Source organism: Corynebacterium oculi (assembly GCF_001412105.1).
Classification (GTDB): Bacteria; Actinomycetota; Actinomycetes; order Mycobacteriales; family Mycobacteriaceae; genus Corynebacterium; species Corynebacterium oculi.
In genome coordinates this window covers 112,054-136,349 of sequence record NZ_LKST01000001.1, presented here as the reverse complement: position 1 = coordinate 136,349, position 24,296 = coordinate 112,054, and the positions used below count along the sequence as shown (strand labels likewise).

The 24,296-nt window shown below is 65.9% G+C and carries 20 protein-coding genes and 4 pseudogenes; 5 read left to right on the top strand and 19 right to left on the bottom strand.

The genetic code is table 11. The features are described from left to right. Positions 1–58 precede the first annotated feature (58 nt). Positions 59–685, bottom strand: a complete 627-nt coding sequence (locus Cocul_RS00690; protein ID WP_055121400.1) for a coiled-coil domain-containing protein — start codon at positions 683–685, stop codon at positions 59–61. Positions 686–835: 150 nt separating this feature from the next. After that, a complete protein-coding gene (locus Cocul_RS00685; RefSeq protein ID WP_055121399.1) occupies positions 836–1,066 on the bottom strand; it encodes a holin in 231 nt (76 codons plus the stop codon). Positions 1,067–2,087: 1,021 nt separating this feature from the next. On the opposite strand from Cocul_RS00685, the gene Cocul_RS12695 reads away from it, so the two are divergent. After that, the gene (locus Cocul_RS12695) at positions 2,088–2,369 is read left to right on the top strand and encodes an excalibur calcium-binding domain-containing protein (RefSeq protein ID WP_245622057.1); all 282 of its coding nucleotides are present in this window, start codon (positions 2,088–2,090) and stop codon (positions 2,367–2,369) included. 139 nt (positions 2,370–2,508) lie between these two features. Here Cocul_RS12695 and Cocul_RS00680 read toward each other — a convergent pair whose 3' ends face one another. After that, entirely contained in the window at positions 2,509–3,183 is a 675-nt protein-coding gene (locus tag Cocul_RS00680; RefSeq protein WP_055121398.1) for an NAD-dependent epimerase/dehydratase family protein, read from the bottom strand. Beyond that, complete coding sequence (locus tag Cocul_RS00675) at positions 3,183–3,800, bottom strand: DsbA family protein (RefSeq protein WP_055121397.1); 618 nt, start codon at positions 3,798–3,800, stop codon at positions 3,183–3,185. Before Cocul_RS00675 ends, Cocul_RS00680 begins: the two co-directional genes overlap by 1 nt. 205 nt (positions 3,801–4,005) lie before the next feature. Here Cocul_RS00675 and pepN point away from each other — a divergent pair, with 205 nt between their 5' ends. Continuing rightward, positions 4,006–6,573: an aminopeptidase N gene (gene pepN, locus Cocul_RS00670; protein ID WP_055121396.1), complete on the top strand. Its 2,568-nt coding sequence runs from the start codon at positions 4,006–4,008 to the stop codon at positions 6,571–6,573. Between the two features lie 15 nt (positions 6,574–6,588). Here pepN and Cocul_RS00665 read toward each other — a convergent pair whose 3' ends face one another. Both Cocul_RS00665 and crtI read right to left on the bottom strand, forming a co-directional pair. Beyond that, complete coding sequence (locus Cocul_RS00665; protein ID WP_055121395.1) at positions 6,589–7,266, bottom strand: GntR family transcriptional regulator; 678 nt, start codon at positions 7,264–7,266, stop codon at positions 6,589–6,591. Positions 7,267–7,525: 259 nt separating this feature from the next. Further along, positions 7,526–9,013 carry a phytoene desaturase family protein gene (crtI, locus tag Cocul_RS00660; protein WP_055121394.1) on the bottom strand — a complete coding sequence of 496 codons (1,488 nt, stop codon included), beginning with the start codon at positions 9,011–9,013 and terminating at the stop codon, positions 7,526–7,528. Positions 9,014–9,037: 24 nt separating this feature from the next. On the opposite strand from crtI, the gene Cocul_RS00655 reads away from it, so the two are divergent. Continuing rightward, on the top strand, positions 9,038–10,021 hold the full coding sequence (locus Cocul_RS00655) for an NADP-dependent oxidoreductase (RefSeq protein WP_055121393.1): 984 nt from the start codon (positions 9,038–9,040) through the stop codon (positions 10,019–10,021). Between the two features lie 34 nt (positions 10,022–10,055). Here Cocul_RS00655 and Cocul_RS00650 read toward each other — a convergent pair whose 3' ends face one another. The 10 genes and pseudogenes from Cocul_RS00650 to Cocul_RS00615 all read right to left on the bottom strand — a co-directional run. Beyond that, positions 10,056–10,475 (bottom strand): SRPBCC domain-containing protein, encoded by a 420-nt coding sequence (locus Cocul_RS00650; RefSeq protein ID WP_055121392.1) that lies wholly within the window; start codon positions 10,473–10,475, stop codon positions 10,056–10,058. A gap of 30 nt (positions 10,476–10,505) precedes the next feature. Continuing rightward, positions 10,506–11,378 carry a phytoene/squalene synthase family protein gene (locus tag Cocul_RS00645; protein ID WP_055121391.1) on the bottom strand — a complete coding sequence of 291 codons (873 nt, stop codon included), beginning with the start codon at positions 11,376–11,378 and terminating at the stop codon, positions 10,506–10,508. Between the two features lie 25 nt (positions 11,379–11,403). Next, complete coding sequence (locus Cocul_RS00640; RefSeq protein ID WP_055121390.1) at positions 11,404–12,108, bottom strand: alkylhydroperoxidase domain protein; 705 nt, start codon at positions 12,106–12,108, stop codon at positions 11,404–11,406. Then, complete coding sequence (locus tag Cocul_RS13065; RefSeq protein WP_055121389.1) at positions 12,096–12,461, bottom strand: carboxymuconolactone decarboxylase family protein; 366 nt, start codon at positions 12,459–12,461, stop codon at positions 12,096–12,098. Before Cocul_RS13065 ends, Cocul_RS00640 begins: the two co-directional genes overlap by 13 nt. A 10-nt stretch (positions 12,462–12,471) precedes the next feature. Beyond that, a pseudogene (locus Cocul_RS00630) lies at positions 12,472–14,070 on the bottom strand (dipeptide ABC transporter ATP-binding protein). A 1-nt stretch (position 14,071) separates the two neighbouring features. Then, entirely contained in the window at positions 14,072–14,875 is an 804-nt protein-coding gene (locus Cocul_RS00625; RefSeq protein ID WP_055121388.1) for an ABC transporter permease, read from the bottom strand. Beyond that, positions 14,872–15,815, bottom strand: a pseudogene (locus Cocul_RS00620) (ABC transporter permease). The gene Cocul_RS00625 and the pseudogene Cocul_RS00620 overlap by 4 nt, the downstream one beginning before the upstream one ends. Then, positions 15,812–16,195, bottom strand: a complete 384-nt coding sequence (locus Cocul_RS12690) for a hypothetical protein (RefSeq protein WP_245622103.1) — start codon at positions 16,193–16,195, stop codon at positions 15,812–15,814. The pseudogene Cocul_RS00620 and the gene Cocul_RS12690 overlap by 4 nt, the downstream one beginning before the upstream one ends. Positions 16,196–16,249: 54 nt before the next feature. Further along, a pseudogene (locus Cocul_RS12975) lies at positions 16,250–16,483 on the bottom strand (ABC transporter substrate-binding protein); the annotation flags it as partial. An 85-nt stretch (positions 16,484–16,568) separates the two neighbouring features. Further along, positions 16,569–17,363: pseudogene (locus Cocul_RS00615) on the bottom strand (ABC transporter substrate-binding protein); the annotation flags it as partial. A 283-nt stretch (positions 17,364–17,646) separates the two neighbouring features. Here Cocul_RS00615 and Cocul_RS00610 point away from each other — a divergent pair. Continuing rightward, positions 17,647–19,380 (top strand): FAD/NAD(P)-binding protein, encoded by a 1,734-nt coding sequence (locus Cocul_RS00610; RefSeq protein WP_055121985.1) that lies wholly within the window; start codon positions 17,647–17,649, stop codon positions 19,378–19,380. A gap of 190 nt (positions 19,381–19,570) precedes the next feature. After that, positions 19,571–19,879: a hypothetical protein gene (locus Cocul_RS00605; protein WP_055121387.1), complete on the top strand. Its 309-nt coding sequence runs from the start codon at positions 19,571–19,573 to the stop codon at positions 19,877–19,879. Positions 19,880–19,931: 52 nt separating this feature from the next. On the opposite strand, the gene hutI is transcribed toward Cocul_RS00605, so the two are convergent. From hutI to Cocul_RS00590, 3 genes are all read right to left on the bottom strand, one after another. Then, positions 19,932–21,110: an imidazolonepropionase gene (hutI, locus tag Cocul_RS00600; RefSeq protein WP_055121386.1), complete on the bottom strand. Its 1,179-nt coding sequence runs from the start codon at positions 21,108–21,110 to the stop codon at positions 19,932–19,934. Positions 21,111–21,115: 5 nt separating this feature from the next. Then, a complete protein-coding gene (gene hutU, locus Cocul_RS00595; protein ID WP_055121385.1) occupies positions 21,116–22,801 on the bottom strand; it encodes a urocanate hydratase in 1,686 nt (561 codons plus the stop codon). A gap of 194 nt (positions 22,802–22,995) precedes the next feature. Next, on the bottom strand, positions 22,996–24,294 hold the full coding sequence (locus tag Cocul_RS00590) for a YjiH family protein (RefSeq protein WP_055121384.1): 1,299 nt from the start codon (positions 24,292–24,294) through the stop codon (positions 22,996–22,998). Between the last annotated feature and the right edge of the window lie 2 nt (positions 24,295–24,296).

Genomic DNA, 24,296 nt, shown 5'->3' with positions numbered 1-24,296 from the left:
GCTTAGTCCCAGATTCTATTCTTCTGTTGATGCCGCTCCCCATCTCAGATACGAAGCATCATTCCTTTTCAGAGAGGTCGCCGTGCAAGACTTCCGGCACCTGCGGGCGACGTGCCGCAGGAATCATGTCACGCAGGCGGACGATGTAATCCACAGCCGCGCGGTACCGCTCCCGCCACAAACGCATGTCCTCCTCCACCTTAGCCAGGGACGCACGTAACATCTCCGTTTCCTTGCGTAACTCCTCAATGCGCTCATCGCGCTCCGCTAGACGGGTCTCCGTCCACTCCTGAATATCATCAACCAAGGCCTTGTACTGCTCTGAGACCGATTTCTCCTTGGCACCCCTACTACTCACCCATGACCCAGCCAGACCAAATAGCGCAGTCAAAACGATACCGGCTAAGCTGATCAGCTCAACGCCCACAGATTCACCTCCCACCATGACCCGGCCTAAAACCCAATATGCCAAGGCCACCACCATGAAATACGTACATGTCGTGGCATACCCGCACGAGGATTCATCAAGTATCCACGCCGAGAGGTACAGCACCCACGGGAAATGTAGGGCCACGCAGACCCCCACTGTGGGGCCGATCCCACAATGCAGCACCAGGCACACCAGGAAAAACGCCCCCGGCATAATCCCACCGAGCCGCCCACACCAGCAGGCGTAGGACGGCATCTAGAACATCCATGCGGTGATCCGTGAGCACCACATCAGGCGGCAGATGGCATACCCCGCGCAGTAGCACCCCTACGGTGAGGATCGGTGAGCTCACCCACCGTGGGCACAAAAACAGTGCCACCGACGTCATCATGCGCCACCTCATCATCAGTCCCGCTCCCCACGCGGCAGAGCAGCAGCGGTATCCGTCTCCCCTACCCCTACCGAGACAATAGAGGTCAGTACAGAAATCACCGCTGCCGTCGCCGCAATCCCCAAAGACTCACCCCACGCCAGATCGTAGATCGGGGTACCCACCGCTAGCACCGCTATCAAGGCCTGCGCCAGGGTTTTGATCGCCCGCTCGACAGTATCCACCCAAAAACCCTTCGTCCACATCACTTTCTCCTTCGCGTGTCATACCCCATGCGGTAGCATCAATTAAGTTCTGTGACCACATCATCAGAAACGAACCCATAAACCCCAGTCTGCGAATCGCAGCCACCGCACTCGCTGACACCGCCAAGACCACGACCCCTGCCCCTGCGCCAGACCCCTCCGGGGGATACGTTCTCGCCACCCCTGTCCCACTACAAGGATCAGGCATAATGCCTCCCGGTTCACAGCCGGGAGATTACCTCCATCTCTGCTGCCAGCAGCGCCTGATGGAGTCTGGGTGCAGGTGAAAGACCTCGGGCCCTGGGCGGGGTATACCCCGTCTGGGAGGATGCCGAGGCGATGCATCACATGCTCATGGGAATATCTGCAAAATGACAGAGCACACGATCACGGTCATGCAGATGTCAATGAGTCCCAATATCGGCCCCCGCGTGTGGGCCCGATCCGGAGATCATCAACTGCATCGTGAACGGCTAGATGTGGTCTCCGGGGAGGTTGATCAGGCTCTTGTGACGTGAGCATATAAACGAAGGCTTCCTACGGATGGAATTGGAGTAGCCTCAAAAACAGTCCCACGCACGGCCTCACCTTGTGTTCTCCTTGTTCTTGCCAGGCGAGGCGACCCCAGCACAGGACACCTGCATGACGGTGACAGATACCCGAGCCGTAGAAGAGTGTAACGCCCATCGCTCACACTCCTATAAGATAGGTACAGAGTTCCAAACAGAAGGGAGAGACCGTACCTACCGCACCCAAGCTTCACGCCCTCACAGCCATTGTTGGCAGCGCCTTATTGGTCACCGCATGCAGCAGCAGTGAGGCGCAAACCGCATCTGTCGGTACTACCTCAACTACGGCTTCTACAACCGCGGAGCCCACCACCGCCCCCGACAACGCGACCGCTAGCGAGACCCCAGAGGACGCCTCGTCTACCGAGTCCTCTCAGCCTCAGGAAACGCAGTCCGAGAATGTCAATGAGGGCCACAGCCTGTACGACCCCAACCCCATAGACGCCCAGGCCGTGGCACTCGGAGAAACGTATTACTCCAACTGCGGGCAGGCAGAAGCCGCTCTCGCGCTCCCCCTCCATGAGGGACAACCGGGTTATCGCCCCGCACTAGATCGCGACGGTGATGGAATTGCCTGCGAACCGGAAAACTGGACAGAGCCGGGAGTGTGGCCCAGCCCCACACAGGTGCCTAAGGCATTCGGGATGGAAGATCTGGAGCGCCTTAAAAACGATCCCACCATTGACTATGATGCCAACGAATATCCTGGGTACAACCCCGAATACGACTATTAGGGCTACATCGCCGCAGACTTATAGCGGAGAAGCGCTTCATGGATAACCCGAGCATTGGTGCTGAACCCGCCCCCTAGCGAATAAAGCACACTAAAGCACTCGATATTCTCCGCCTGAGTCCCGGCGTCACGTGGTGAACTCACCCCTGCGTGGCGATGCGCTTAATCTCCTTCTCGCTGTAGGCTCGTTCTCCTGTCTCTTGGTTCTGCGCAGCCCAGGCCAATACCTTTGCCATCGCGGAGGCCTTGACGCCTTTTCTTCCACCCCAGGTAAAGAGAAATTCGCTGAGGCGGAATCCCTGTTCCCTGGATACCCAGGCGGGGTAGAGCATGGCGATGCGCTCAAAGCCCATTGCCCGCACGTTGCGGATGAAGTCTCGTTTGGCCGGGCGGGAGTAGTCTTTGCCAAAGTCTCGGTCAGAATCGGCGCCCTCTACCGCGATGGCCCCGAGGAAGCGCGCTCCCCTGCTCCGGGCAAAGCGGGCACATTCCGTGGCGATGTCTACATCGACCTTGCGATAGGCTTCTTCTCCGTTGAAGGCTTCCTTGAGCGGGGTGGCCACGAGGTCGAAGGCGATGTCGATGTCTCCTACCTCGGCGGGGTCAACCCCGCTGAGGTCTGCCATGTCCGCTACCACTATCTGTTGTACCTTGGGCGCGGCGTCGAGGGCCGTAACGTGGCGCCGGCCCAGGGCCACGATGCGCGCCACGTCGTCGTCCGCTATGAGCCGGTCGAGCAGGAAGGAGCCCGTGGCTCCCGTGTGTCCGCTGATGAGAACGCTCAATCCTGGCTCCTTCTTTACGTGAACCTTCATTACGCGAACCTCGGGTTCTCTGTCCGCGTCCGCTTTAGCTCGAAGAAGTACGGGTATCCGGCGAGCGTCACGGCGGCGTCGAAAAGCTCTCCGGCTTGTTCGGCCTGCGGAACGCGGGTGATGACGGGCCCGAAGAACGCCGTTTCGCCCAGCTTGACCACGGGGGTGCCTACCTCGTCACCCACGGCGTCCATCGCGCCTTGGTGATATTCGCGCAGGCGCGCGTCCCATTCGGTGCCGTCCGCCACCTGGGCGTAAGCCGAGTCAAGGCCTGCCTCGGCAAGAGCCTGGGCGATCACGCCGTTGTAGGCGCCGTAGTCTTTCTTGGCGCCCTGGCAGCCGGGGTGGATGATGGTGCCCATCGCGGTGTAGAGGGCGTCGATCTTCTCGGGTTCCTGGGCTTTGACCGCCGCGAATACGCGGGCGGGGCCCCAGTTGGCCTTCATCTTTTCCATGTAGTCGGGGTCGAGGTCGCGCCCCTCGTTGAGCACGGAGAGGGACATGGGCACCCACTCCACCTCGATGTCGCGGACTTTTTCTACTTCTTTGATCCACCGGGAGGTCTGCCAGCAGAACGGGCAGGAAGCGTCGAACCAAAAGGTCACGGGGGTTGCCATTGTTACTCCTTGTATCGTTTGTATCGCGTGACTCTCTCCACGATAGCCACCCGTGGCCGCGAGCGGTGGGGCTGCGCGCTACGGTGGTAGGCAGAAACTGGTAGGGAGCAGCCCATTCTTGGACTCCACCCATGACCTCGTCCAGAGCGCTGGGATCACCATCACGGCGCCATAAGAGCGGCACGAAGAATCAAGGAAGAAAACCATGACCTCTATTAACCTCACCCAGCAGGAAGCCCAGGCCCGCGCCGCCCTGCTGGACGTGCATCACTATGACGTCACCCTGGATCTCACCGACCCCGATTCCGGGGAGTTCAGTTCCACCACCACCGTCAAGTTTGCGGTAAAGCAGCCCGGCGATACGTTCTTAGACCTGCGTGCCTCCCGGGTGGAGGGCGTGCGCCTGAACGGCAACGATATTCGCCCCAGCGCCCACCCGGATGGCTCCTATCACGAGGAGAACGGGATCGCGCTCACCGGCCTGGAGCCGGGCGAGCACAGCCTGCGGGTGGTGGCCACCTGCGCCTATTCCCGCACCGGGGAGGGCCTGCACCGCTTTGTGGATCCGGCGGACGGCCGCACCTACCTGTACACGCAGTTTGAAACGGCTGACGCCAAGCGCATGTTCGCCTGTTTTGACCAGCCCGACCTCAAGGCCACGTACTCCTTTACGGTGCATACCCCGGATGACTGGCGCGTGATCGGCAACGCCGCCCAGCACACGGTGCGCCGCGATGAGAGCACCCTGACGCACACCTCTGCGGTGGATTACCCGCTCTCCACCTACCTGGTGGCGATCTGCGCCGGGCCCTACACGGAGGTGCGCAGCACGTGGCGCGGCACCCTCACCCATCACCCGGAAACCCTGGAGGGGCAGCCCCAGGAGGTGACGGTGCCGCTGGGGCTGTATTGCCGCAAGTCGCTGGCCTCGCACCTGGACTCGGATCGTCTCTTCCGGGAGACCAAGCAGGGGTTTGATTTCTATCACCGCAACTTTGGCTTTGCCTACCCCTTTGGCAAGTACGATCAAATTTTTGTCCCGGAGTTCAACGCCGGGGCTATGGAAAACGCCGGTTGCGTGACCATTCGCGATGAGTACGTGTTTACCTCCCAGCCCACGCATTATCGCTACGAACGCCGCGCCGATACGATCCTGCACGAGTTGGCGCACATGTGGTTCGGTGACCTGGTGACCATGCGCTGGTGGGATGATCTGTGGCTCAACGAGTCCTTTGCCACCTGGGCCTCGGCCATCTCCCAGGCGGAGGAGACGGAGTATGATACCGCTTGGGTCACCTTCGCCGCGGTGGAAAAGGCGTGGGCTTATAGCCAGGATCAGCTTCCCACCACCCATCCCGTCTCCACGGACGCCTCCGATATTGAGACGGTGGCGCAGAACTTTGATGGCATCACCTACGCCAAGGGGGCTTCCGTGCTCAAGCAGCTCCAGGCCTACGTGGGCCGGGAGAACTTCTTTGCCGGGGTGCGCCGCCACTTTGCCGCGCACGCCTGGGGCAACGCCACCTTCGACGACCTTCTCCGCGCCCTTGAGCAGGCCTCCGGGCGCGACCTCAGCGGCTGGGCCTCCCAGTGGCTCAAGACCACCGGAATGTCCCGCTTGCGCCCGCGCTTTGAGGTCTCCGATGGCACCTACTCCTCCTTCGAGGTGGTGCAGGAGGAGCGCCCACGCACCCATCGCGTGGCGGTGGGCCTGTACTCGCTGATCGACGGCGCCGTGGTGCGCACCCGCCGCGTGGAGGTGGACCTCCACGGGGAGCGTACCGAGGTGCCCGAGCTGGCGGGCCAGCCCGCCGCGGACCTGGTGCTGGTGAACGACGACGACCTCACCTATTGCCTCATGGGGCTCGACGACGCTTCCCAGGGCTTCCTGCTCGAGAACATCGAGCGGATCGCCGACCCGATGGCCCGCACCCTGTGTTGGTCCGCCGCCTGGGAGGCCATGCGCGATGGACAGATGCGCCCCCGCGATTACGCGGCCCTGGTGGCGCGCGGCGCGGTGCAGGAGACCGAGCTGGCCGTGCTGGAGAAGATCCTGGCCCAGGCCACGGCGGCGGTCACACTGTATGCCGATCCCACCTGGGCCGATACCGAGGGCCGGGAGGTGCTTTCCTCCCTGCTCGTGGCGGGCGCCCAGCAGGACAACCAGGCCGCCGCGCTGATCTTTGCCCACCAGCTCACCTCCGCCCCGCTCACCGAGGAGGCCGCGCGCTACCTGCGCCGCCTCTATGAGAACCCAGAGACGGAGACCGACCTGCGCTGGCTGGCGCTCACCGCCGTGATCGCGCACGGGGATCTGGGCACCGGGGAGGCCCCACGGGTGGCCATCGCGGAACTCAACGCGGTGGATCGCACCTCCTCCGGCGCGCAGGCGGCGCTCCGCGCGCACGCGGCCATACCGGAGGCGGGTATCAAGCGCAAGATTTTTGATGAGCTGGTGGCCGGGGATATGTCTAACCTTGATTCCCGCTCTAAGATGGCGGGGCTGACCTGGCCGGATTCCGCCCCGTTGCTGGAGCAGTTCAACCAGGAGTATTTTGCGGTGGCCCCGCAGGTGTGGGAGCGCCTGAGTTCGGAGATGGCGCAGCGCACCTTGATCGGCCTCTACCCGTTCTGGGACGCCACCCCCGAGGCGCTCGGGCGCGCGGACAGCCTGATTGAGGCCACCTCCTCCCCCGGCCTGCGCCGCCTGATCCTGGAGAACCGGGATCGCGTGGCCCGCATCATTCGGCTGCGCGGGGTGGACGCCGCTTAACGGTACGGGCGGAGGTTATTCCTCCGTCACCACCTTGATCTTGGCGATGTCCGAGCGCACGGCGTCGTCGGAGTATTCCACGTAGCTGCCGTCCTTGGATTGAGCCACGCGCTGAATGCGCATGATGGGCACGTTGCGCGGGATATTCAGGTGCGTCTGCTCCGATTGGGAGGGGATCCCGGGGCTAATGATCTCCCACTTGCGGGAGGGGGCCATGTCCCAGCGCTTCTGCATGAGTTCGTAGAGGGAACCCGTGAGGTCCTCCTCCAGCATTCCCGGCACCAAATCCGCCGGGTAATAGCTGTTCTCAATGAGCAGCGGGGTGGTATCCACCGAGCGCAGGCGCACGATGTTCAGCACCGGGGCGTGCGGCGGCAGGTGAAGGGACTGCGATATGCGCACGGTGGCCTCCATCATGGTGGCGCTGAGCACCTTGGAGTACACGGAAAGGCCGCGCTGTCGGAGCTGAATCATCAGCCCCTCCAGGCGGGTTAGTTCCACCGTGGGCGGCACTCCCTTGACGAAGGTGCCGCCGGTGCGACCGCGCCGCCGATCAATCAACGCTTCCATTTGAAGAATATCTAAGGCATGGCGAACCGTCATGCGGGCCACCCCAAACTCTTCAACAAGTTGCCGCTCGTTGGGCAGCTTGTCGCCTGGGGCGTAATCGCCGCGTTCGATCCAGGTTCTCATTTCATCTGCGATGATGACGTACGCAGGACTCTTTCTCGGCATCCGTTCAGGCACCCGTATCACGCTACCAATACATGAACAATTTTGCATATGACGTCTGAGCACCTCCGACGGCCGGGTTTCATAGGCATTTTTCACCCCGCGCACGTCAGGGCACCCTCACCGAGGATTCACGCTATGACCTTTATATTCCCACCTCCTCGGAGGGTGTTACATGTATTGCACACAACACAAGAATTTTACCCCTATATGGGGGTGCCTAGAGCCACTGAAGGATGTTCTCGGCGGAAATAAGACACATCGGCACCCCCACCCCTGGCAGGGTGGTAGCACCGGCATAGAAAAGACCCGTAACCTTGTGAGATACCTGTGAACCCCGAAGAAAAGCTGATTGTTTCAGGGTGTGTGCGGGACCGATTGCCCCCGCGCTCCAGGCATAATATCGGCCCGCAAAATCCCCCGGCCCCAGCGTCCGGCGCACCACGATCCGATCCCGCAAATCAGGAGCCCCCGCCGCCCGCGCCACCTGTTCGATAGCGCAATCCGCGATCGCCTCCACCTCGCCGCCAGGCTCCCCAAAGGCGCTCCCCCGCCCCAGGGCGGCGCGCGCCGGAGCGGGAACAAGCACAAAGAGATTCTCGTGCCCCGCCGGGGCCACGTGCGGATCGGTGGCCGAGGGCTTACACACATAAAGGGAACGCGAGGCACCCGTGCCCTCAAACACCGCATCGAAGTCCGGCCGCCAGTCCGGGGAAAGCAACAGATTATGATGCCGGAGGCCGGGCAGCGCCCCGCGCACCCCCAGCAGCGCCAGCACCACCGAAGGGCCCGGTTCGCGCCGCCTCCACCACCGCGGCGGATAGGAGCGCACCTCGGGTGGGAGCAGCGCGGTCTCCGTGTGATGGAGATCGGCTGCGCTCACCACGGCGTCGGCGGCATAGAAACCCTGGCCGGTGTGCACCCCCCGCACCCGCCGAGCACGCACTTCCACCCCGGTAACCTCGCAGCCAAGGCGCAGGCTCGCCCCGGCCTCCTGGGCCAGGCGCGCCATCGACTCCACAATGGCATAAAAACCGCCCGTGGGATACCACACCCCCTGGCGCAAATCCGTGTGGCTCATCAGGTGATAGAGAGAGGGAATGCGCTCCGGGCGGGAGGAAAGGAACATCGCCGGGTATTCCAGGATCTGACGCAGCAGCGGATCACGCGCCACCCGCGAGGTCTTTGCCGATAGCGGCCGGGTGAGCAACCCCACCAAACGCGGTATCTGAGCCCGCACCTCCGGGGTAAGCAGCCGCAGGGGGTGCTCAAAGGTGGTGTAGAGGAAGGTCTCCAGGGCGATGCGATAGGCATCGGAGGCGCTATCGAGGTAAGCCCGCAGGCGCGCTCCGGAGCCGGGCTCGACGGCGTCGAAAAGCTCCTCCGCCTCCCCGGTGCGTACCTCCACTCGGCGCTCGCCGTGGAAAACCTGGTATGCGGGATCAAGGCGGGTCAGGCCATACTCGCGCTCCGGGGTGGTGCCAAAGTGGGCGAAAAAGCGCTCGTAGGCCTCCGGCATGAGGTACCAGCTCGGGCCGGTATCAAAGCGAAACCCCGCCACGTCCAAGGAACCGGCGCGCCCGCCGATCTCCGCGTTCTTCTCACACAGCGTGACCCGGTACCCCTTACGCGCCAATAACGCCGCCGTGGCCAGGCCCGCCACGCCGGCGCCAATAACCACCACACGCCCGCCTGCCATGCTCACCATTCTAGAAGCCTAAGATCGTGCCCCATGCACAGCAATCAGATTCACCTCGCCTCCCGCCCCACCGGCTGGCCGCAGCCGGAGAACTTCCGCACGGTGCGCGCCGAACTCCCCGAGCTAGAACCGGGCAAGGTGCGCGTACGCAACGAATACATCTCCGTGGACCCCTACATGCGCGGACGCATGAGCGACGCCCCCAGCTACATCCCGCCCTTTGCCCTCGACGCCCCCATGACCGGCTCCGCCGTGGGGCTCGTGGTGGCCTCCCAGGCCGAAGACCTACCCGAGGGCACCCTGGTCACCCACCAGCAAGGCTGGCGCGACGTAGCCCAGGGCCCCGCCGAAGAGTTCCGCGCCGTAGACGGCTCCCTCTCCCCCTCCGCCTACCTCGGAATCCTCGGAATCACCGGCATGACCGCCTACGCCGGGCTGACCCGGATCGGCAACCTCAAGCCCGGAGAGACGGTATTCGTCTCCGGGGCCGCCGGGGCCGTGGGCAGCGCCGTGGGACAGATCGCCCGCCTGCTCGGAGCGGGGAAGATCATCGGCTCCGCCGGCGGCCCGGAAAAGACCGCCATGCTCACCGACCGCTACGGCTTTGATATTGCCCTGGATTACAAGGCCGCTCCCATTGCGGATCAACTCCCGGCCGGAATCGACGTGTACTTTGACAACGTGGGCGGGGATCACCTAGAAGCCGCCATCGGGGCGATGAACCGCTTTGGCCGCCTGGTGGAATGCGGCATGATCAGCCAATACAACCTGGAAAAACCCGAGGCCGGGCCCCGGAACATGACGGAGATCGTGAAGAAGTCCCTGCGCATGGAGGGCTTCACCCTGGGCGATCACTTAGACATCGCGCCCGAGTTCCTGGGCAAGGTGATCCCGTGGCTGCGGGAGGGAAAACTAGTGTACGAGGAAACCGTGGTGGAGGGCCTGGACAACGCCGTGGAGGCGTTTCTCACCATGATGCGCGGCGGCAACAAGGGGAAGATGGTGGTGAAAGTGTAGGGGTGTGGGGCGGTACGCTTTCCCCCAAGGCCAACTAAGCGGATTCCTCATACCCCACGTAGGCTGCGTAGTTATCCAGAATGGCCTGCCAGCCCGCGCGCTGAAAGTCCTCGCTATTTTCCTGCTCGGGGTCGAATTCCACCTCCACGCGGGTGCCCTGCTCCGTTTCTTGGAACTGCACCATCACCGCTCGGCCGTCCTCCAGCTCGTAGGTGAACGATTCCCCCTCCTGCACCTGCGTGTATGTGCCGTAGAAGTCAAAGCCCATGCTCGCGTCTTTTGCTTCCATGCGCGCGTAATAGCGCCCACCCACCTGTAGATCGTTGATGGCCTCCGGGCAATGCCAACTCTCGTCGGCATAGTTCCAGCGCACGATGTGCCGTGGCTCCGTGTAATAGGCATACGCTCGGCCCGCGGGAGCCGGCACCACCGTTTGGATACTGATCTTGCTCATGCTCAACTCCCTTTTTTCTTCAGTTCGGGTTCAGGATACCGGGCCGCCGCGCGCGGCCGTCAGGCCCCGCCCCGCCAGCCACCACTTGCGCCGTGCGGGCACCCGCACGCGCCGCCGGGTAATTTCCGCTGCCGGGGTGTGTTCCAGGGTATCCAGCAGTTCCGCATACACGTCGCGGGCCAGGCGCACCGCCCGGCGCGCGCCCCGGGGTAAGAGAGCCAGGCCCGGTTCCGCGACGGCCAGATCGGCCCGAATGTCCCGCACGATCTCCCTCTTGTCCGCCTCGGTCAGGGGAACGGGGTAATATCGCCGCCCCAGCCGTTGAGCGTCGTCCCCGAGGTCGCGCAGGAAGTTCACCTTTTGAAAGGCCGCGCCCAGCCTACGAGCGGAAGCCTGCATGACCTCGTAGTCGTGCGGCGCTACCTCTAAACCCTGCACGAAAACCGCCACGCACATCAGTCCGATCACCTCGGCGGAGCCGTACACGTAGCGCTCAAACTCCGCCTTATTCATGGGGCGCGGCTTCATGAGGCAGGCAGCAATGTCGGCGCACATGGAGGCAAAGAAGGCTCGCACCCATTCCTCCTCGAATCCGCAGCGGCGGGCGGTGAGGCCAAAAGCATGGAGCACGGGGTCAGGGGAAAAGCGGCTGCGCATGGCCGCCAACGCCGCCTGCTCATAGGAGTCCAGGCAGGCCGCCACGTCTATTCCGGCCTCCTCCCCCACCCCGTCCACGATCTCATCGGCCACGCGCACCATCGCGTAGAGCGCGCGAATATCGGCGCGCTCGCGGCGGCCCAGCAGCCGCGTGGCCAGCGAGAAGCTGGAGGAATACGCCGCCAGCACCCGGGCGCTGGCGCGGGTGGCGAGGGAGTCGAAGAACTCTAGGCGGCTGGTGTTCACTCGCCGTATCTTAATACGGAAGCCTCTAGCGGAAGCGGCGCCGGAGTTCCGGTTCACCCAGCCCCAGCATGAGGCGGTTGGCCCATTGGAAGAAGGCGGTGGAGTTAATCGCGTCCACCACCGCGAGGTCGCCAAAGCCCACCGCGCGCAGGGCCGCCACGTGCCCGGCGTCAAAGGTCACCGGGGTGTTGGTGAGCGCCCGGGCGGCGTCGCGCAGCGCGTTCCATTGGGGCGAGCCGAGGTCAGCCGCCACGCCCTCGTCCAGCAGGCGGTGTATGTCTGCCTCGCGCTGGGATTCCTGGATCGCGCGGCCCGCGTGCACGGAGGCGCAGTACACGCAGCCGTTGAGCCGGGAGGCCACGGTGGCGGCGAGTTCGCGCTCGGCGCGGCCCAGGCCGCCCTCGGTGTTGTAGAAGATGTCCAGGTCGGTGAGGGTGCGGGCGCGCAGCGCGCGGGGGTCGCGGGCCAGGAGCCGGAAGTACTCGGATTTCTCCCGCTCCGGTTTAATCAGGGCGGCGCGTTGTTCCTGGGTGAGGTTTTCTGCCGGGGGCACCCAGGGCCGCCAGCCCAGGGAGTGCGCCACGAAGTGCGCCGGGCGGTGCATTCCGGGGTAGGTGGGCACGGCAAAGGCCGGCTCCCCGGAGCCAGCAACAGGCGACGCCCCCGCCAGCACCCGCAGCCCGTGGATCACGCGCACCTGAAAGGCCACGAAGCCGATCAATTGCGCCATCGCCACCACCTGATCCGGGGTCCACCCCTGCCGGGCAGGTCGGCTATGTCAAGCGCATTGGCGGAGGCCGGGCGCGTGGCCAGCTGCCAGGCCCAGTGCCGCGCCGCGCGCAGGGCCGGGGTTTCCTGGGCGGGTTCCTCCGCCGCGAGGTCAGCGTAGAACTCCACGGCCCTGTCCACCCCGGCGCTGCGCGCCACGATGAGGGCCAGGTCATAGGCCACACCGGGCGGCAGAATCTCGCCCTCTAGGAGGGCCTCGAAGGCCTCTTGGGCGTTGTCCCTGGCCTGGGGGCGCGCGGCGCGTAACTCTGCGGCCGTGGGGGCGTCGATAAGCGTGGTGATGATGTCCGTCATGGTGTCCTTTCTATAGTCCCAGGTTGAGCGCGCCGTCCCGGTAGCGCTGGCCGGGAATGGCGCGCAGCAGGGCCTGGGTATATTCCGATGTGGGGTGATCGAAAACCTCCGCGGTGCTGCCCCATTCCACCTGCTCGCCCCGGTGGATCACGCTCACCGTGTGGGCGATCTGGCGCACCACGGCGAGGTCGTGCGAGATGAATACGTAAGTTAAACCTAATTCCTCCTGGAGGCGGCGCAGCAGGGAGGTGATCTGCGCCTGCACGCTCACGTCCAGGGCGGAGACCGCCTCATCGAGCACCACCAACTCCGGTTCCACGATCAGGGCGCGGGCCAGGGCCACCCGCTGGCGCTGCCCGCCGGATAGCTCGGCGGGCCTGCGGGAGGCCAAAGCGGGGTCAAGGGCCACCAGGTCGAGGTACTGCTCCACCTTGCGGCGCAGGCCACGCGCCGCGAACCCACCGATGCTGCGCAGGGGTTCGCCCACGGAGTAGCCCACGCTGCGGCGCGGGTCCAGGGAGGAATAGGGGTTCTGGTACACCAACTGCGCCCTGCGCCGCAGTTCCCGCAGGCCCCGCGCGCCCAGGCCCTCCACGCGGGTATCGCCCAGCCGCACCGAACCGGAGGTGGGGCGCTGAAAGCCGGCGATGATCCGCCCGGTGGTGGTCTTGCCGGAGCCGGACTCCCCCACGATCGCGTGCGTGCTGCCGTGCGGCACGGTAAAACTCACGTCGCGCACCGCGGGCACGCCGCCAAAGCGCTGCTCCAGGTGTTGCACCTCCAGCAGGGGCGGTTCCTCCGGCGGCACTACCGACGCCACCCGTGGCGCGGTACGCAGCGAGGGGGCGTCGGCAAGCAGGCGGCGGGTTTACTCGGAGCGGGGCTCGGTGAGCACGGTGGCCGCCAGCCCCTCCTCCTGCACCCGGCCGCGCTGCATGACCACCACGCGATCGGCGCGATCGCCCGCCACCGCGAGGTCGTGGGTGATAAAGAGAATCCCGATGCCGCGCTCGCGGCGCACCGAGTCCAGGAGATCGAGGATGATCTTCTGCACCGTGACGTCGAGCGCCGAGGTGGGCTCGTCCGCGATGAGCAGTTCCGGTTCTAGGGCCAGGGCGGCGGCGATCAGCGCGCGCTGTTTGAGGCCCCCGGAGAGTTCGTGCGGGTACTGGCGGGCGCGGCGGGCGGGATCGTCGATACCGGCGGCGGCAAGCAGGTCGATCACCCCGGAGGTATCCCGGCCGCGCATGGCCAACGGCTCGGCCACGGAGGCACCGATGGTTTTCAGCGGGTTCAAAGAATTATGCGGGTCCTGCGGCACCAGCCCCACCGTGGTGCCGCGCAGGGCGCGCCACTGCTTTTCCGTATAACCCGTGACCTCCCGGCCGCCCAACCAAATGCTACCCGCGTCAACCCTGGCCGGCGGCGGCAACAACCCCACGCTGGCCAGGGCCGTGGTGGACTTACCCGAACCGGACTCCCCCACCACGCAGGTCATGCTGCCGGGGTGAACCTCCAGGCTTACCCCGCGCACCGCCGGAACCGCTGCGCCGTCGCTCGGGGAACGGTAGGACACGCTGAGATCGCGCACCGAAAGTAATGCGCACACGCTACACCGCCTTTCTCAGAATGTGGGACAGGTGATTGGCCGCCAGCACCACCGCGATCACCACGGCGCCCGGCAGCAGCGCCAGCCACCCGGCGGTGGCGAGGTAATCCCGGCTCTCCGCGATCAATAGCCCCCACTCCGGGGTGGGCGGCGGCGCGCCGTACCCCAGGAAGCCGAGCGTGGCCAGTTGCAGCATGGCGGAACCGAACTGCACCGCCGCTAGCGCCACCACGGGGGTCAGGGAATTGGGCAACACGTGCCGGTACACCACCTGCGTGCGCGTGCCCCCGGAGCCGTACCCTGCCTCCACGTAATCCTGCTCCATCACGGAGAGCACCTGCGAGCGCGCCAGCCGAGCAAAGGTGGCTATCGACGTCACCCCTACCGCCAGCGCCGCGTGCACCGTGCCCTGCCCCAGGGCGATGATGACGGAGAGGCTGAGCAACAGGCTAGGAATGGAAAGAAGCACGTCCACCACCCGCATGATGAGCGTTTCCGTCAAACCGCGCAGCACCCCGGCCGCCACGCCGAGCACGGTGCCCACGCTCAACCCCAGGGCCACGGCCAACAAGGCTCCGGCGAGAGACTGCCGCGCCCCAAAAACCACCCTGGCGTACAAGTCTCGCCCCACCTCATCGGTGCCAAACCAGTGCCGCATGCTCGGGGACAGCAGCGCCTGGGTATCCCCGCCGGAGACGGGATTATGGCTCGTCCACAGCCCCGGTGCCACCGCCCAGGCCACGGCGATGAGCAAGATAGCGGCGGAGACGATCACGCCGGGGCGCGCCCATGTTCGCACATTCATGCGGATACCTCCCGATCCCTGTTCACCCACAGGCGCGGGTCCAGCAGCGGATACATCAGATCCACCACCAGGTTGATGAGCACAAAGGCCGCCGCCGCGATCACCACCACCGCCATGAGCACGGCGGTATCCCGCTCCGCCACGGCCGTCAGCGTGAGCGCCCCAATGCCGTTACGGGCAAAAACCTGCTCCGTGACCACGGAGCCGCCCACCAACTCACCAAAGAGCACGCCCGCCATCGTCACGGTGGGCACCATCGCGTTGCGCAGCACCGTGCGCCACAGCAACCACTGGGTGCTGGCCCCGCGTGCCCGCGCCGTCTGCACAAAGGGCTGCTCCAATACGTCATCCAGGCTGCGCACCAGCACCTGCGCCAGCGGTGCCGCCACCGGCACCGCCAGCGTGAGCGCGGGAAGAATCAGCGCCTGAGCGGCGGAGGCCTCGATCACCGGAACCCAACCCAACTGAAAGGAAAAGACCTGGATCAGCAGGATTCCCAACCAGAAACTGGGCAAGGAAACCAAAAGCGGCGGCGCGGCCCGAAAGAGCGCGCGCAGCCAGGCCCAGGGGCCAAAAATCGCCAGCACCGCCACGCAGGCGGCCAGCACCACGCCCAGGACAAAGGCCGTGAGCGCCAGCGCAGGGTGGAGGGCAGCGCCTGGGCTAGGAGTTCCGAGACCGCCGTTCCCGAGGACACCGAATAACCAAAGTCCCCGGTGAGAAAGCCGCCCAGGGAGCGCGCGTAGCGCTCCCACAGGGGCGTATCCTGCCCAAAGACCTCCCTCATCTGAGCGATCTGCTCCGGGGTGAGCCCCAAGGCAGGGTCCTCGTAGCGGGCCTGGACGGCATCGCCGGGCAGGGCGGAAAGCAGAAGAAAGGCCAGGCTAAAGGCCGCCCACAGCACGATCACGGCCTGCCCTACGCGGCGCGCAATGCTCATTGTTCCTCCTTGGGATTTGCTGCGGGGTCTGCCCCGGTGTCCGCCAGGCTCACGCCGTAGAAGGAGGGCCGCCCGATCGCCTCGGTGCTAAAGCCCGCCACGCGGGGGTTAAGGCCGTACACCTGGGGTTCCTCGAAGATCGGCAGCACATAGGCCTGCTCGGAGAGGTAATCCTGTAACTCCCCCACCACACGTTCCCGCTCCTCTGGGTCTGCGAGGTCAAAGAACTCCTCCACCTTGGTCTGAAGCAGTGGGTCGCCCACGGAGGCGTCGTCAGTACCGCCAGTCGTGTTGAGCAGGGAGTTGCGCCCCGCCCCGTCCACCCAGTTGGGCAGCACGTCCAGGCTGGCCCGACCCACCATCGAATGCCGCACCTGCACCACGTTCTGATCCTTCATGGCGGCCTGCTGCGCGGCCCGATCGCCGGGGTGCAGGTTCACCTCCACGCCCAGTTCGCGCAGCATCTCCTGCGCCTTGGTCACCAACTGCTTGGAGCGCGGCTGCGGCACCGCCTCGTTGAAGGTCAGGGAGAGGCGCTGGCCGTCTTTGACCCGAATCCCCTCGGGGCCGGGTACCCAGCCCGCCTCGTCCAGCAGTCTCCGGGAGAGCGCGGGATCGTAGGCGTAGTGCTCGGACTGATCCCGGTAGCCCTGGGCGGAGGAGGCCAGCGGCGAGGTGGCCTGCGGGTAGGAATCGGAAAAAGAGCGTGCGGATAATCAGGGCGCGATCAATGCCGTGTATCAGCGCCTGGCGCACCCGCCTATCGGAGAGCAGCGGGTGGCGGAAGTGGAAATAAAAGGCGTTGTTCACGCCGTTGGTGGGCGCGGAATACACCTCTAGTCCCCGGGAGCGGAGGTGCTGCTCGTCCGGGGCCGCCACCTGGCGGATGATCTCGGCCTGGCCGGAGGTCAGGGCCCCGGTGCGCACGGAGTCCTCCGCCGCCAGGGTGATGTGCACGCGCTCGATCTGCGCCGGGCCCTGGTGATCGGCGCGGGCGGGCGGGGCCCAGGCGTAATCCTCGCGGGCGCGCAGCACCAGATCCGTACCCAGTTTCTCCTCCTCCACGCTAAAGGGGCCGGAGCCGGAGATCGCGGTGGCGTTGCCGGGGCCAAAACCGGTGGAATCAAGATCCAGGGTGGCGTTGGATAAGAGCGCCTGGTTCATGGTGGAGGTGGCCTGGGGGAAGTCCGGGGCGGGGGAATTGAAGTGGAACCGCACGGTGAGGTCATCCACGGCCTCGGCGGAGAGAAAGCCGGAGAGCTGCTCGGAGGGGGTGAGCTTGCGGGCCGGATCGCCCTGGGCGTAGAGGGTGTAATTCTTGGCCACGTTGTGCGCGTCCAGGGCGGAGCCATCCGAGTAGGTGATCCCGGGGCGCAGGCGGAAGGTGAACTCCGTGGCCTGCTCGTTGCTTTCCGGCAGTTCCGCCGCCACCCAGGGGTGCAGTTCCAGGATCTGCGGGTCCTGCCAGAGCAGGCGATCCGCGATGTTATTGAGCACGCCGCCGTTGGGGTAGTAGCCCGCCAGCGGCGGGTACAGGCTATTGAACATGCCCGATTCCACGTAGGTGAGGCCGGTAGCAGAGCGCGCGGGCGCGCAGGCGGAGGCCAGCAGCAGAGCCAGCGTGGCCACGAGTGCGCCTACCGCGCGCAGGGGTTTCTTCATTGAAGTATCCTCAGAACAGTTCCACGAGCATTTCCATGTAGACAGATCGGTTCATAATTTATACCAATGCTTCCAGCATGTTTAGCACACCATGAGCCAATATGCGAGAATTAAGCAGACAGTACTGTCTATAACAAGCAGAACGCGATGATGTGCCACAATGGTCACCATGACCACCCCCGCCATCGCCATCGTGGGCATGGGGCCGCGCGGCGTCTCCGTCGTCGAGCGTCTCGCCGCCCTGCGGCCCACCTCCCCGCTGACGCTCCACCTCATCGACGATGCCCCCTTGGGCACCGGCCGCATCTGGGACACCGAGCAAAGCCGCGTGCTGTGCATGAACACCCTTGCGGCCAAGGTCACCCTCTTCAGCGAGCCGGGATCCTCCGTGGGCGCGCCCGTGGTGGCGGGCCCCACGCTGTACGAGTGGATACAACTCCTGCGCGGTGAGGGGAACGTGCCCGAGGCCGCCCGGCGCGCCTGGCGGGAACACCCCGCCGATCCCTCCACGCGAGAGTCCTTTGCCGAGGAGGCCCACAGAACCCTGCCCTGGTCACACCCCAGCCGCGCGCTCTACGGCGCGTATCTGCGCTGGTGCTACCAGGTGGCGCTGCTCCGCCTCCCCGCCACGGTGGAGGTGGTGGAGCACCGCAGCCGCGCCGTGGGAATCCGGGAGATCGACGGGCACGATGAGATCACACTCGCTAACGCAACCTCCCTCACCGCCCACGCCACCGTCCTGGCCCTGGGCTGGCAGGTGCCCGCCTTTGATGAGGAGGAGCGCCGCCTCGCGCGCGCCGCCGAGGAACACGGCCTGCTCTGGGTGCGCCCCGATAATCCCGTGGAACAGAACCTCGACGGTATCCGCCCCGGCGAGGAGGTGCTGGTGCGGGGCTTAGGCATGGGCTTCTTTGATGTGATGGCCCTGCTCACCCTGGGCCGGGGCGGGCGCTTCGAGCAGGCCCCCACCCGCTCCGGGCTGCGCTACATCCCCTCCGGGCGGGAGCCGCGCCTCACGGTGGGTTCGCGGCGCGGCTACCCCTTCCTACCTAAGTCCGATTATCAAGCCCTGCCGCCCACCCCGCGCCTGCGGCACCTCAAGGAGGCCATCGCGCGGCTGAGTCCCGGCCACGAGCCCATCGACTTCCGCGAGGTCTGGCCCGCCATTATCCGCGACGCCCAGGTAGCCGACCCCACCTTTGACCCCGCCGCCTGGCAACACCCCCTAGCCGAGGTCAGCAGCACGCCCGCCGAGTTCACCGCACACATCGCGGAAAGTCTGGGGGAGGATATTCACGCGGCCGCAGCCGGAACTAGCGACGCCACCAAGGCCGCACTCTGGGAGATCAGCGCGGCGCGCAAGCCGGTGTCCATTCTGGGCGCGCAGGGCCGCTACACCCCGGAATCGCGCCCCCTGCTGCGCGAGTTCATGGCGCTGGGCCAAATGGCGGGCTCCGGGCCTCCCCTGTTCCGCAGCAGGCAACTCCTCGCGCTTATCGACGCCAACCTGGTCACCATGGTGGGCGCGCACGCCCAGGTGGAGGCGGGCGAGCGCTTCACCCTGCGCTCTCACAGCAGCACCGAGGCGCGCTCGGCGCGCGTGCTCATCGACGCCTGGATGCACAAGTTCGACGTCCGCGCCTCCGCCGACCCCCTGGCTCGCTCCCTGGAGGGGCGCTGGCGGGCCTTTGCGGGCAGCGGCTCCCCGGAGACGGACGCGGAAACCCGGGCCCTTATCAATCCCGAAGGAGCCCCCGATCCCCGCCTGCACCTGATCGGCATACCCACCTATGCCCAGATGCCGGATACCACCATCTCCCCCATTCCCGGTTCCGATCCGCTCATGCTCCAGGAGACGGACAAAGCCGCCCGGCACGCGCTGGGGGTGGCGCTGGGGGTCTAACGCTGCCACTTTCCACGCCAGTGTGTGACTGCTGTGATTCACCCTGGCACCGCAGCGCAATGACCAGAAGTTTTTCATTGCGCTGTGTGACGGGTGGGAACCCCATCCGTCACACACTGAGGTTTATTCATGGGGATAGTACCCTCATGAATAAACCTCAAAGTCCACATACCCAAGGAATGATCTACCCATGAGCCATAACCAGGATGAATTCATCAGGTGGGCAGAGGATCGAATCGAGGGCGTAAAGGACTGGATCACGCTCTTCGAGTTCTTGCAGTATTTCGACTACGACCCCGACCACCCCACCACGGAGCAGATCCGCGAAGTCATCAATGCGATCTTCGACACCGGAAAGCTCAAAGTCATTCTCGCGGAGGACAGCAATCCCACCCACTATCTCCCCGGGGAATGTGATGTGGAGGCCCTGGTACAGAAGATCGCGGCCCGCGATCCGCTGAACTCCATGATGGCCTACGTCGTGTACACCATCGAGTAATGCTTTACCCGTGGCCCCTCACCCAAAAGTGAGGGGCCACGTTTTCCATTTCTTACGCCACCCGCTCCCCCGCCACATAGGTGCGCCAGGTCAGCGGCATACCGGGCCGGTACGCGAGGTCGATCGCGTGCGGGGTATCCAGCACGTGCAGATCGGCGGCCGCCCCCACCGCCAGGGTGCCCTTGGCCGGGCGACCCTGCGCGTCGCGCCCGTCGCCTACGTCGTGGCGTCGCAAAGCACGCGCTCCCCCGCTGGTGGCGGCAGCGATGGCCTCGTCGAGGGAGAGGCGCTGCTGCAACACGGCGGTGGCCACGCAGAACGTCATGGCCGAGGTGTAGGAGGTGCCGGGGTTGAGGTTGGAGGCGATGGCCACGTGAGCGCCGGCGTCGAGCAGCCGACGCGCCGGGGCCAGGGGTTGCCGGGTGGAAAGATCGCAGGCGGGCAGCACCGTGGCCACCGTCTCAGAAGCCGCCAGGGCCTCCACGTCACTATCGCTGAGGTAATTAGCGTGATCCACGCTGGCGGCCCCCAGTTCCACGGCGAGGGCCACGCCCGGCCCCTCGCCCAGCTGGTTGCCGTGGACGCGTAGGCCCAGGCCCGCGGCCTGCCCGGCCTCAAGCACCCGGCGCGATTGCTCCTCGTTGAAGGCCCCGCGCTCGCAGAACACGTCGATCCACCCCACGTGCGGGGCCACCGCGTCCAGCATGTCGCCGCATACCAGGTTCACGTAGTCCTCGGCGTCCGCGCCAGGGGGCACCACGTGCGCGCCCAGGAAGGTCACCTCATCGACTACCTCGGCGGCGATCTGCGCGGCCATCTTTTCCGAGTCCACGTTAAGCCCGTAGCCGGTCTTGGTTTCCATGCAGGTGGTGCCCCCGGCTCGGGCGGCCCGCACGCGCTGGCGCAGCAGGCCGCGCAGGCGCTCCGCGCTGGCGGCGCGGGTGGCCTCCATCGTCACGGCGATGCCGCCCGCCGCGTAGTCCTGCCCCGCCATGCGGGCCTCGAACTCGGCGGCGCGGTCGCCGTCGAAGATCATGTGGCTGTGTGAGTCCACCCAGCCGGGCAGCGCGGCGCGCCCGCCCAGGTCCACGGATTCATCGCAGGCGGGGGCTTGGGCAGCGGGGCCAATCCAGGTCACCTCGCCTCCCTCCGCTACCAGGGCGGCGTCGGTCAGCGTGCCCGCCTCGGAGACGGTGCGTAGTTCGGAGATTCCGGTGAAGAGCGTGGCCATAGGGGTTATGCCTCCTCGCGGGAGTGGAAGGGCATGGGGATCTCCACGCCGCGTTCCTCGGCCACCTCGCGGGCGCGCTCGTATCCGGCATCGAAGTGGCGGATTACGCCCATCGCGGGGTCATTGCTGAGCACGCGGTCAAGCTTGCGGGCGGCCAGTTCGGTGCCGTCGGCCACGGAGACCTGGCCGGCGTGGATCGAACGTCCGATGCCCACGCCGCCGCCGTGGTGGAGGGATACCCAGGTGGCCCCGGAGGAGGTGGCGGTCAGGGCGTTGAGCAGCGGCCAGTCCGCGATGGCGTCGGAGCCGTCGAGCATGCCCTCGGTCTCGCGGTAGGGGCTGGCCACGGAGCCGGAATCCAGGTGATCGCGCCCGATCACGATGGGCGCCTTGACCTTGCCCTCGGCCACCAGGCGGTTGAACAGCAGTCCGGCCTGGTGCCGCTCGCCGTAGCCCAGCCAGCAGATGCGCGCGGGCAGGCCCTCGAACTCCACGTATTCCTCGGCGGCGTCCAGCCAGCGGTGCAGGTGCTCGTTATCCGGGAAGAGTTCCTTGAGGGCCTGATCGGTCACGCGAATATCCTCCGGGTCGCCGGAGAGCGCCACCCAGCGGAACGGGCCCAGGCCCTCGCAGAACAGCGGGCGGATGTAGGCGGGCACAAAGCCGGGAAACTCGAAGGCCCGGGAGTAGCCGGCGTGGCGGGCCTCGTCGCGGATGGAGTTGCCGTAATCGAATACCTCCGCGCCCTCGTCCTGGAACTCCACCATCGCCTGCACCTGGGCGGCCATCGCCTCGCGGGCCTTCTTGGTAAAGGTCTCGGGGTCGTCGGCCGCCTCGCGCTGCCAGTCCACCACGGCGATGTCGGTGGGCAGGTAGCTCAGCGGATCGTGCGCGGAGGTTTGATCGGTGACCACGTCCACGGTGATCTCGCCCGCGCGGTGGCGGCGCAGCATCTCCGGGAACACCTCGGCGGCGTTGCCCACGATGCCAATGGACACCGCCTCGCCTGCCTCCTTGGCCTGGGCGACGCGCGCCACGGCGGCGTCCAGGTCCTCGTACACCTCGTCCAGGTACCGCTTGGACTGGCGGCGCTTGAGGCGGGTGACGTCTACGTCCGCGATCAGGCACACGCCGCCATTGAGGGTGACGGCCAGCGGCTGGGCTCCGCCCATGCCGCCGCAGCCGCCGGTGAGAGTGAGGGTGCCCTTGAGGCTGCCGCCAAAGCGCTTGGCGGCCACGGCGGCGAAGGTCTCAAAGGTGCCCTGCAAGATGCCCTGGGTGGCGATGTAGATCCACGATCCGGCCGTCATCTGCCCGTACATCATCAGGCCCTCGGCTTCCAGGCGGCGGAACTCCGGCCAGGTGGCCCAGTCCCCCACCAGGTTGGAGTTCGCGATGAGCACGCGCGGTGCCCACTCGTTCGTGCGCAGCACGGCCACGGGCTTGCCGGACTGCACCAGCAGCGTCTCATCGTCGCCCAAATCCTTGAGCGTATCGACGATCGCGTCAAAGGCCTCCCAGCTCCGCGCGGCACGCCCGGTGCCGCCGTAGACCACCAGGTCCTCGGGGCGCTCGGCCACCTCGGGATCAAGGTTATTCATCAGCATGCGCAGCGGGGCCTCGGTCTGCCAGGACTTGGCGCTGAGTTCCGTGCCCCGGGGGGCGCGCACGGTGCGGGGTTGGGATACCACGATTCTCCTCCAAAAACATCGCGTGCCGGGGAGATGGTGGCGGGAATCCGGCCCCTGGGTTCAGGGGCCGGGGCTGTCATTCCCGCTACGCCCACCCCAGCACTGTGGTGCTCAAGAATGACGATCCCGATCGTAAGACAGGACACACATAGGTTTCTAGGGTGAACGCGGTCGGACTGTCTGGGATACCAGACTCAGGGGAGCAGGAGGTACGCCAGCGGGGTGGCCAGCAGGATACTCAGCGCCACCCGCTCGAACCAGATCACCACCAGCTGCCACACCTTCAACGGCACGGCGGTGGCCATGATGCAGGGCACCAAGCCGGAAAAGAAGATCACCGCGCTCACCGAGACCACGCCGATGACAAAGCGCAGCACCAGGGAATCCGAGTCCGCCACCACCGTAGCGGGCAGCAGCATCTCCGCGATCCCCAGGGCCGCCGCCTTGCCCGCCAGCAGCGGCTCCGGCAGGCGCGCCAGCCAGGCAAAGGGGTAGAAGAGGTAGCCCAGCAGATCGAACACGCGGGTATAGGTGGCCAACACCAGGCCCAGCACGCCCACGGACAAGATGGAGGGCACCACGGCGGCGCTCATGCGCAGGCCATCGAGGAAGTTCTCCCCCACCGCGCGGCCCAGGCTCGGCGCCTCGGCCAGGGCCTTCTTGGCCTCCGCCCAGGCGGCCGCCACCCGCCCGGTGGTGATCTGCGGCTCCGGGTCCGGGGTGGCACCCGGGTAATGATCGTTGGGAATGGTGCTCAGCGGGGGAATCCACACGGTGATCGCCGTGACGGCGAAGGTGACCAGCAGGCTCACCGCAAAGTATTGGCCCCAGTAATCCATCAGGCCCAGGGTCCCGGCCACCACCACCATGAAGGCCGCCGAGACCGTGGAGAACCCGGTGGCGATGATCGCCGCCTCCCGCGCGGTATAGCGCCCCTGGCGGTACACGCGATCGGTAATCAGCATTCCCAGGGAGTAACTGCCCACGAAGCTCGTCACGGCGTCGATAGCCGAACGCCCCGGCGTGCGCCACAGCGGGCGCATGATCGGCTGCATGAGCACGCCCACGAACTCCATGAGGCCAAAACTCACCAGCAGGGCCAGAAACGCCGAGCCCACGGGGATAATCAGTGCCACCGGAATGGCGATCTTCTCCCACAGGAAGGGCACCAGATCCGGGCGGGCGAGCGCAGCAGGAAGCGTATCCGTGAGGATCAGCGCCGCCACTCCCAGGCCCGCCACGGAGAGCAAGGCAAAGATCACCTGCGTGGGCTCGCGCCAGGAGGTGTGGCGCACCTTGCGCACGGTGCCGTAGACCACCAGCGCGCCCACCACCCAGCCCACCGCCGGGCCGAGCAGATCGCGCAGGAGAGTAACCATGTGATCCAGGAGAATGGTGCTCTTGCCCCGGAACGCGACCGGGAGAAAGAACACCACGATGCCGATGGCGCTGTACACAAACAGCCGCCACAGGCCGGGGGTCTTGGTACTCATGG

Excerpts from the sequence above, each read along its gene's own strand:
- Cocul_RS00690 (WP_055121400.1), bottom strand. The coding sequence starts at position 685 with ATGCCGTCCTACGCCTGCTGGTGTGGGCGGCTCGGTGGGATTATGCCG.
- Cocul_RS00685 (WP_055121399.1), bottom strand. The coding sequence starts at position 1,066 with ATGTGGACGAAGGGTTTTTGGGTGGATACTGTCGAGCGGGCGATCAAA.
- Cocul_RS00680 (WP_055121398.1), bottom strand. The coding sequence starts at position 3,183 with ATGAAGGTTCACGTAAAGAAGGAGCCAGGATTGAGCGTTCTCATCAGC.
- Cocul_RS00675 (WP_055121397.1), bottom strand. The coding sequence starts at position 3,800 with ATGGCAACCCCCGTGACCTTTTGGTTCGACGCTTCCTGCCCGTTCTGC.
- pepN (WP_055121396.1), top strand. The coding sequence starts at position 4,006 with ATGACCTCTATTAACCTCACCCAGCAGGAAGCCCAGGCCCGCGCCGCC.
- Cocul_RS00665 (WP_055121395.1), bottom strand. The coding sequence starts at position 7,266 with ATGAGAACCTGGATCGAACGCGGCGATTACGCCCCAGGCGACAAGCTG.
- crtI (WP_055121394.1), bottom strand. The coding sequence starts at position 9,013 with ATGGTGAGCATGGCAGGCGGGCGTGTGGTGGTTATTGGCGCCGGCGTG.
- Cocul_RS00655 (WP_055121393.1), top strand. The coding sequence starts at position 9,038 with ATGCACAGCAATCAGATTCACCTCGCCTCCCGCCCCACCGGCTGGCCG.
- Cocul_RS00650 (WP_055121392.1), bottom strand. The coding sequence starts at position 10,475 with ATGAGCAAGATCAGTATCCAAACGGTGGTGCCGGCTCCCGCGGGCCGA.
- Cocul_RS00640 (WP_055121390.1), bottom strand. The coding sequence starts at position 12,108 with ATGGCGCAATTGATCGGCTTCGTGGCCTTTCAGGTGCGCGTGATCCAC.
- Cocul_RS13065 (WP_055121389.1), bottom strand. The coding sequence starts at position 12,461 with ATGACGGACATCATCACCACGCTTATCGACGCCCCCACGGCCGCAGAG.
- Cocul_RS00625 (WP_055121388.1), bottom strand. The coding sequence starts at position 14,875 with ATGAATGTGCGAACATGGGCGCGCCCCGGCGTGATCGTCTCCGCCGCT.
- Cocul_RS00610 (WP_055121985.1), top strand. The coding sequence starts at position 17,647 with ATGACCACCCCCGCCATCGCCATCGTGGGCATGGGGCCGCGCGGCGTC.
- Cocul_RS00605 (WP_055121387.1), top strand. The coding sequence starts at position 19,571 with ATGAGCCATAACCAGGATGAATTCATCAGGTGGGCAGAGGATCGAATC.
- hutI (WP_055121386.1), bottom strand. The coding sequence starts at position 21,110 with ATGGCCACGCTCTTCACCGGAATCTCCGAACTACGCACCGTCTCCGAG.
- Cocul_RS00590 (WP_055121384.1), bottom strand. The coding sequence starts at position 24,294 with ATGAGTACCAAGACCCCCGGCCTGTGGCGGCTGTTTGTGTACAGCGCC.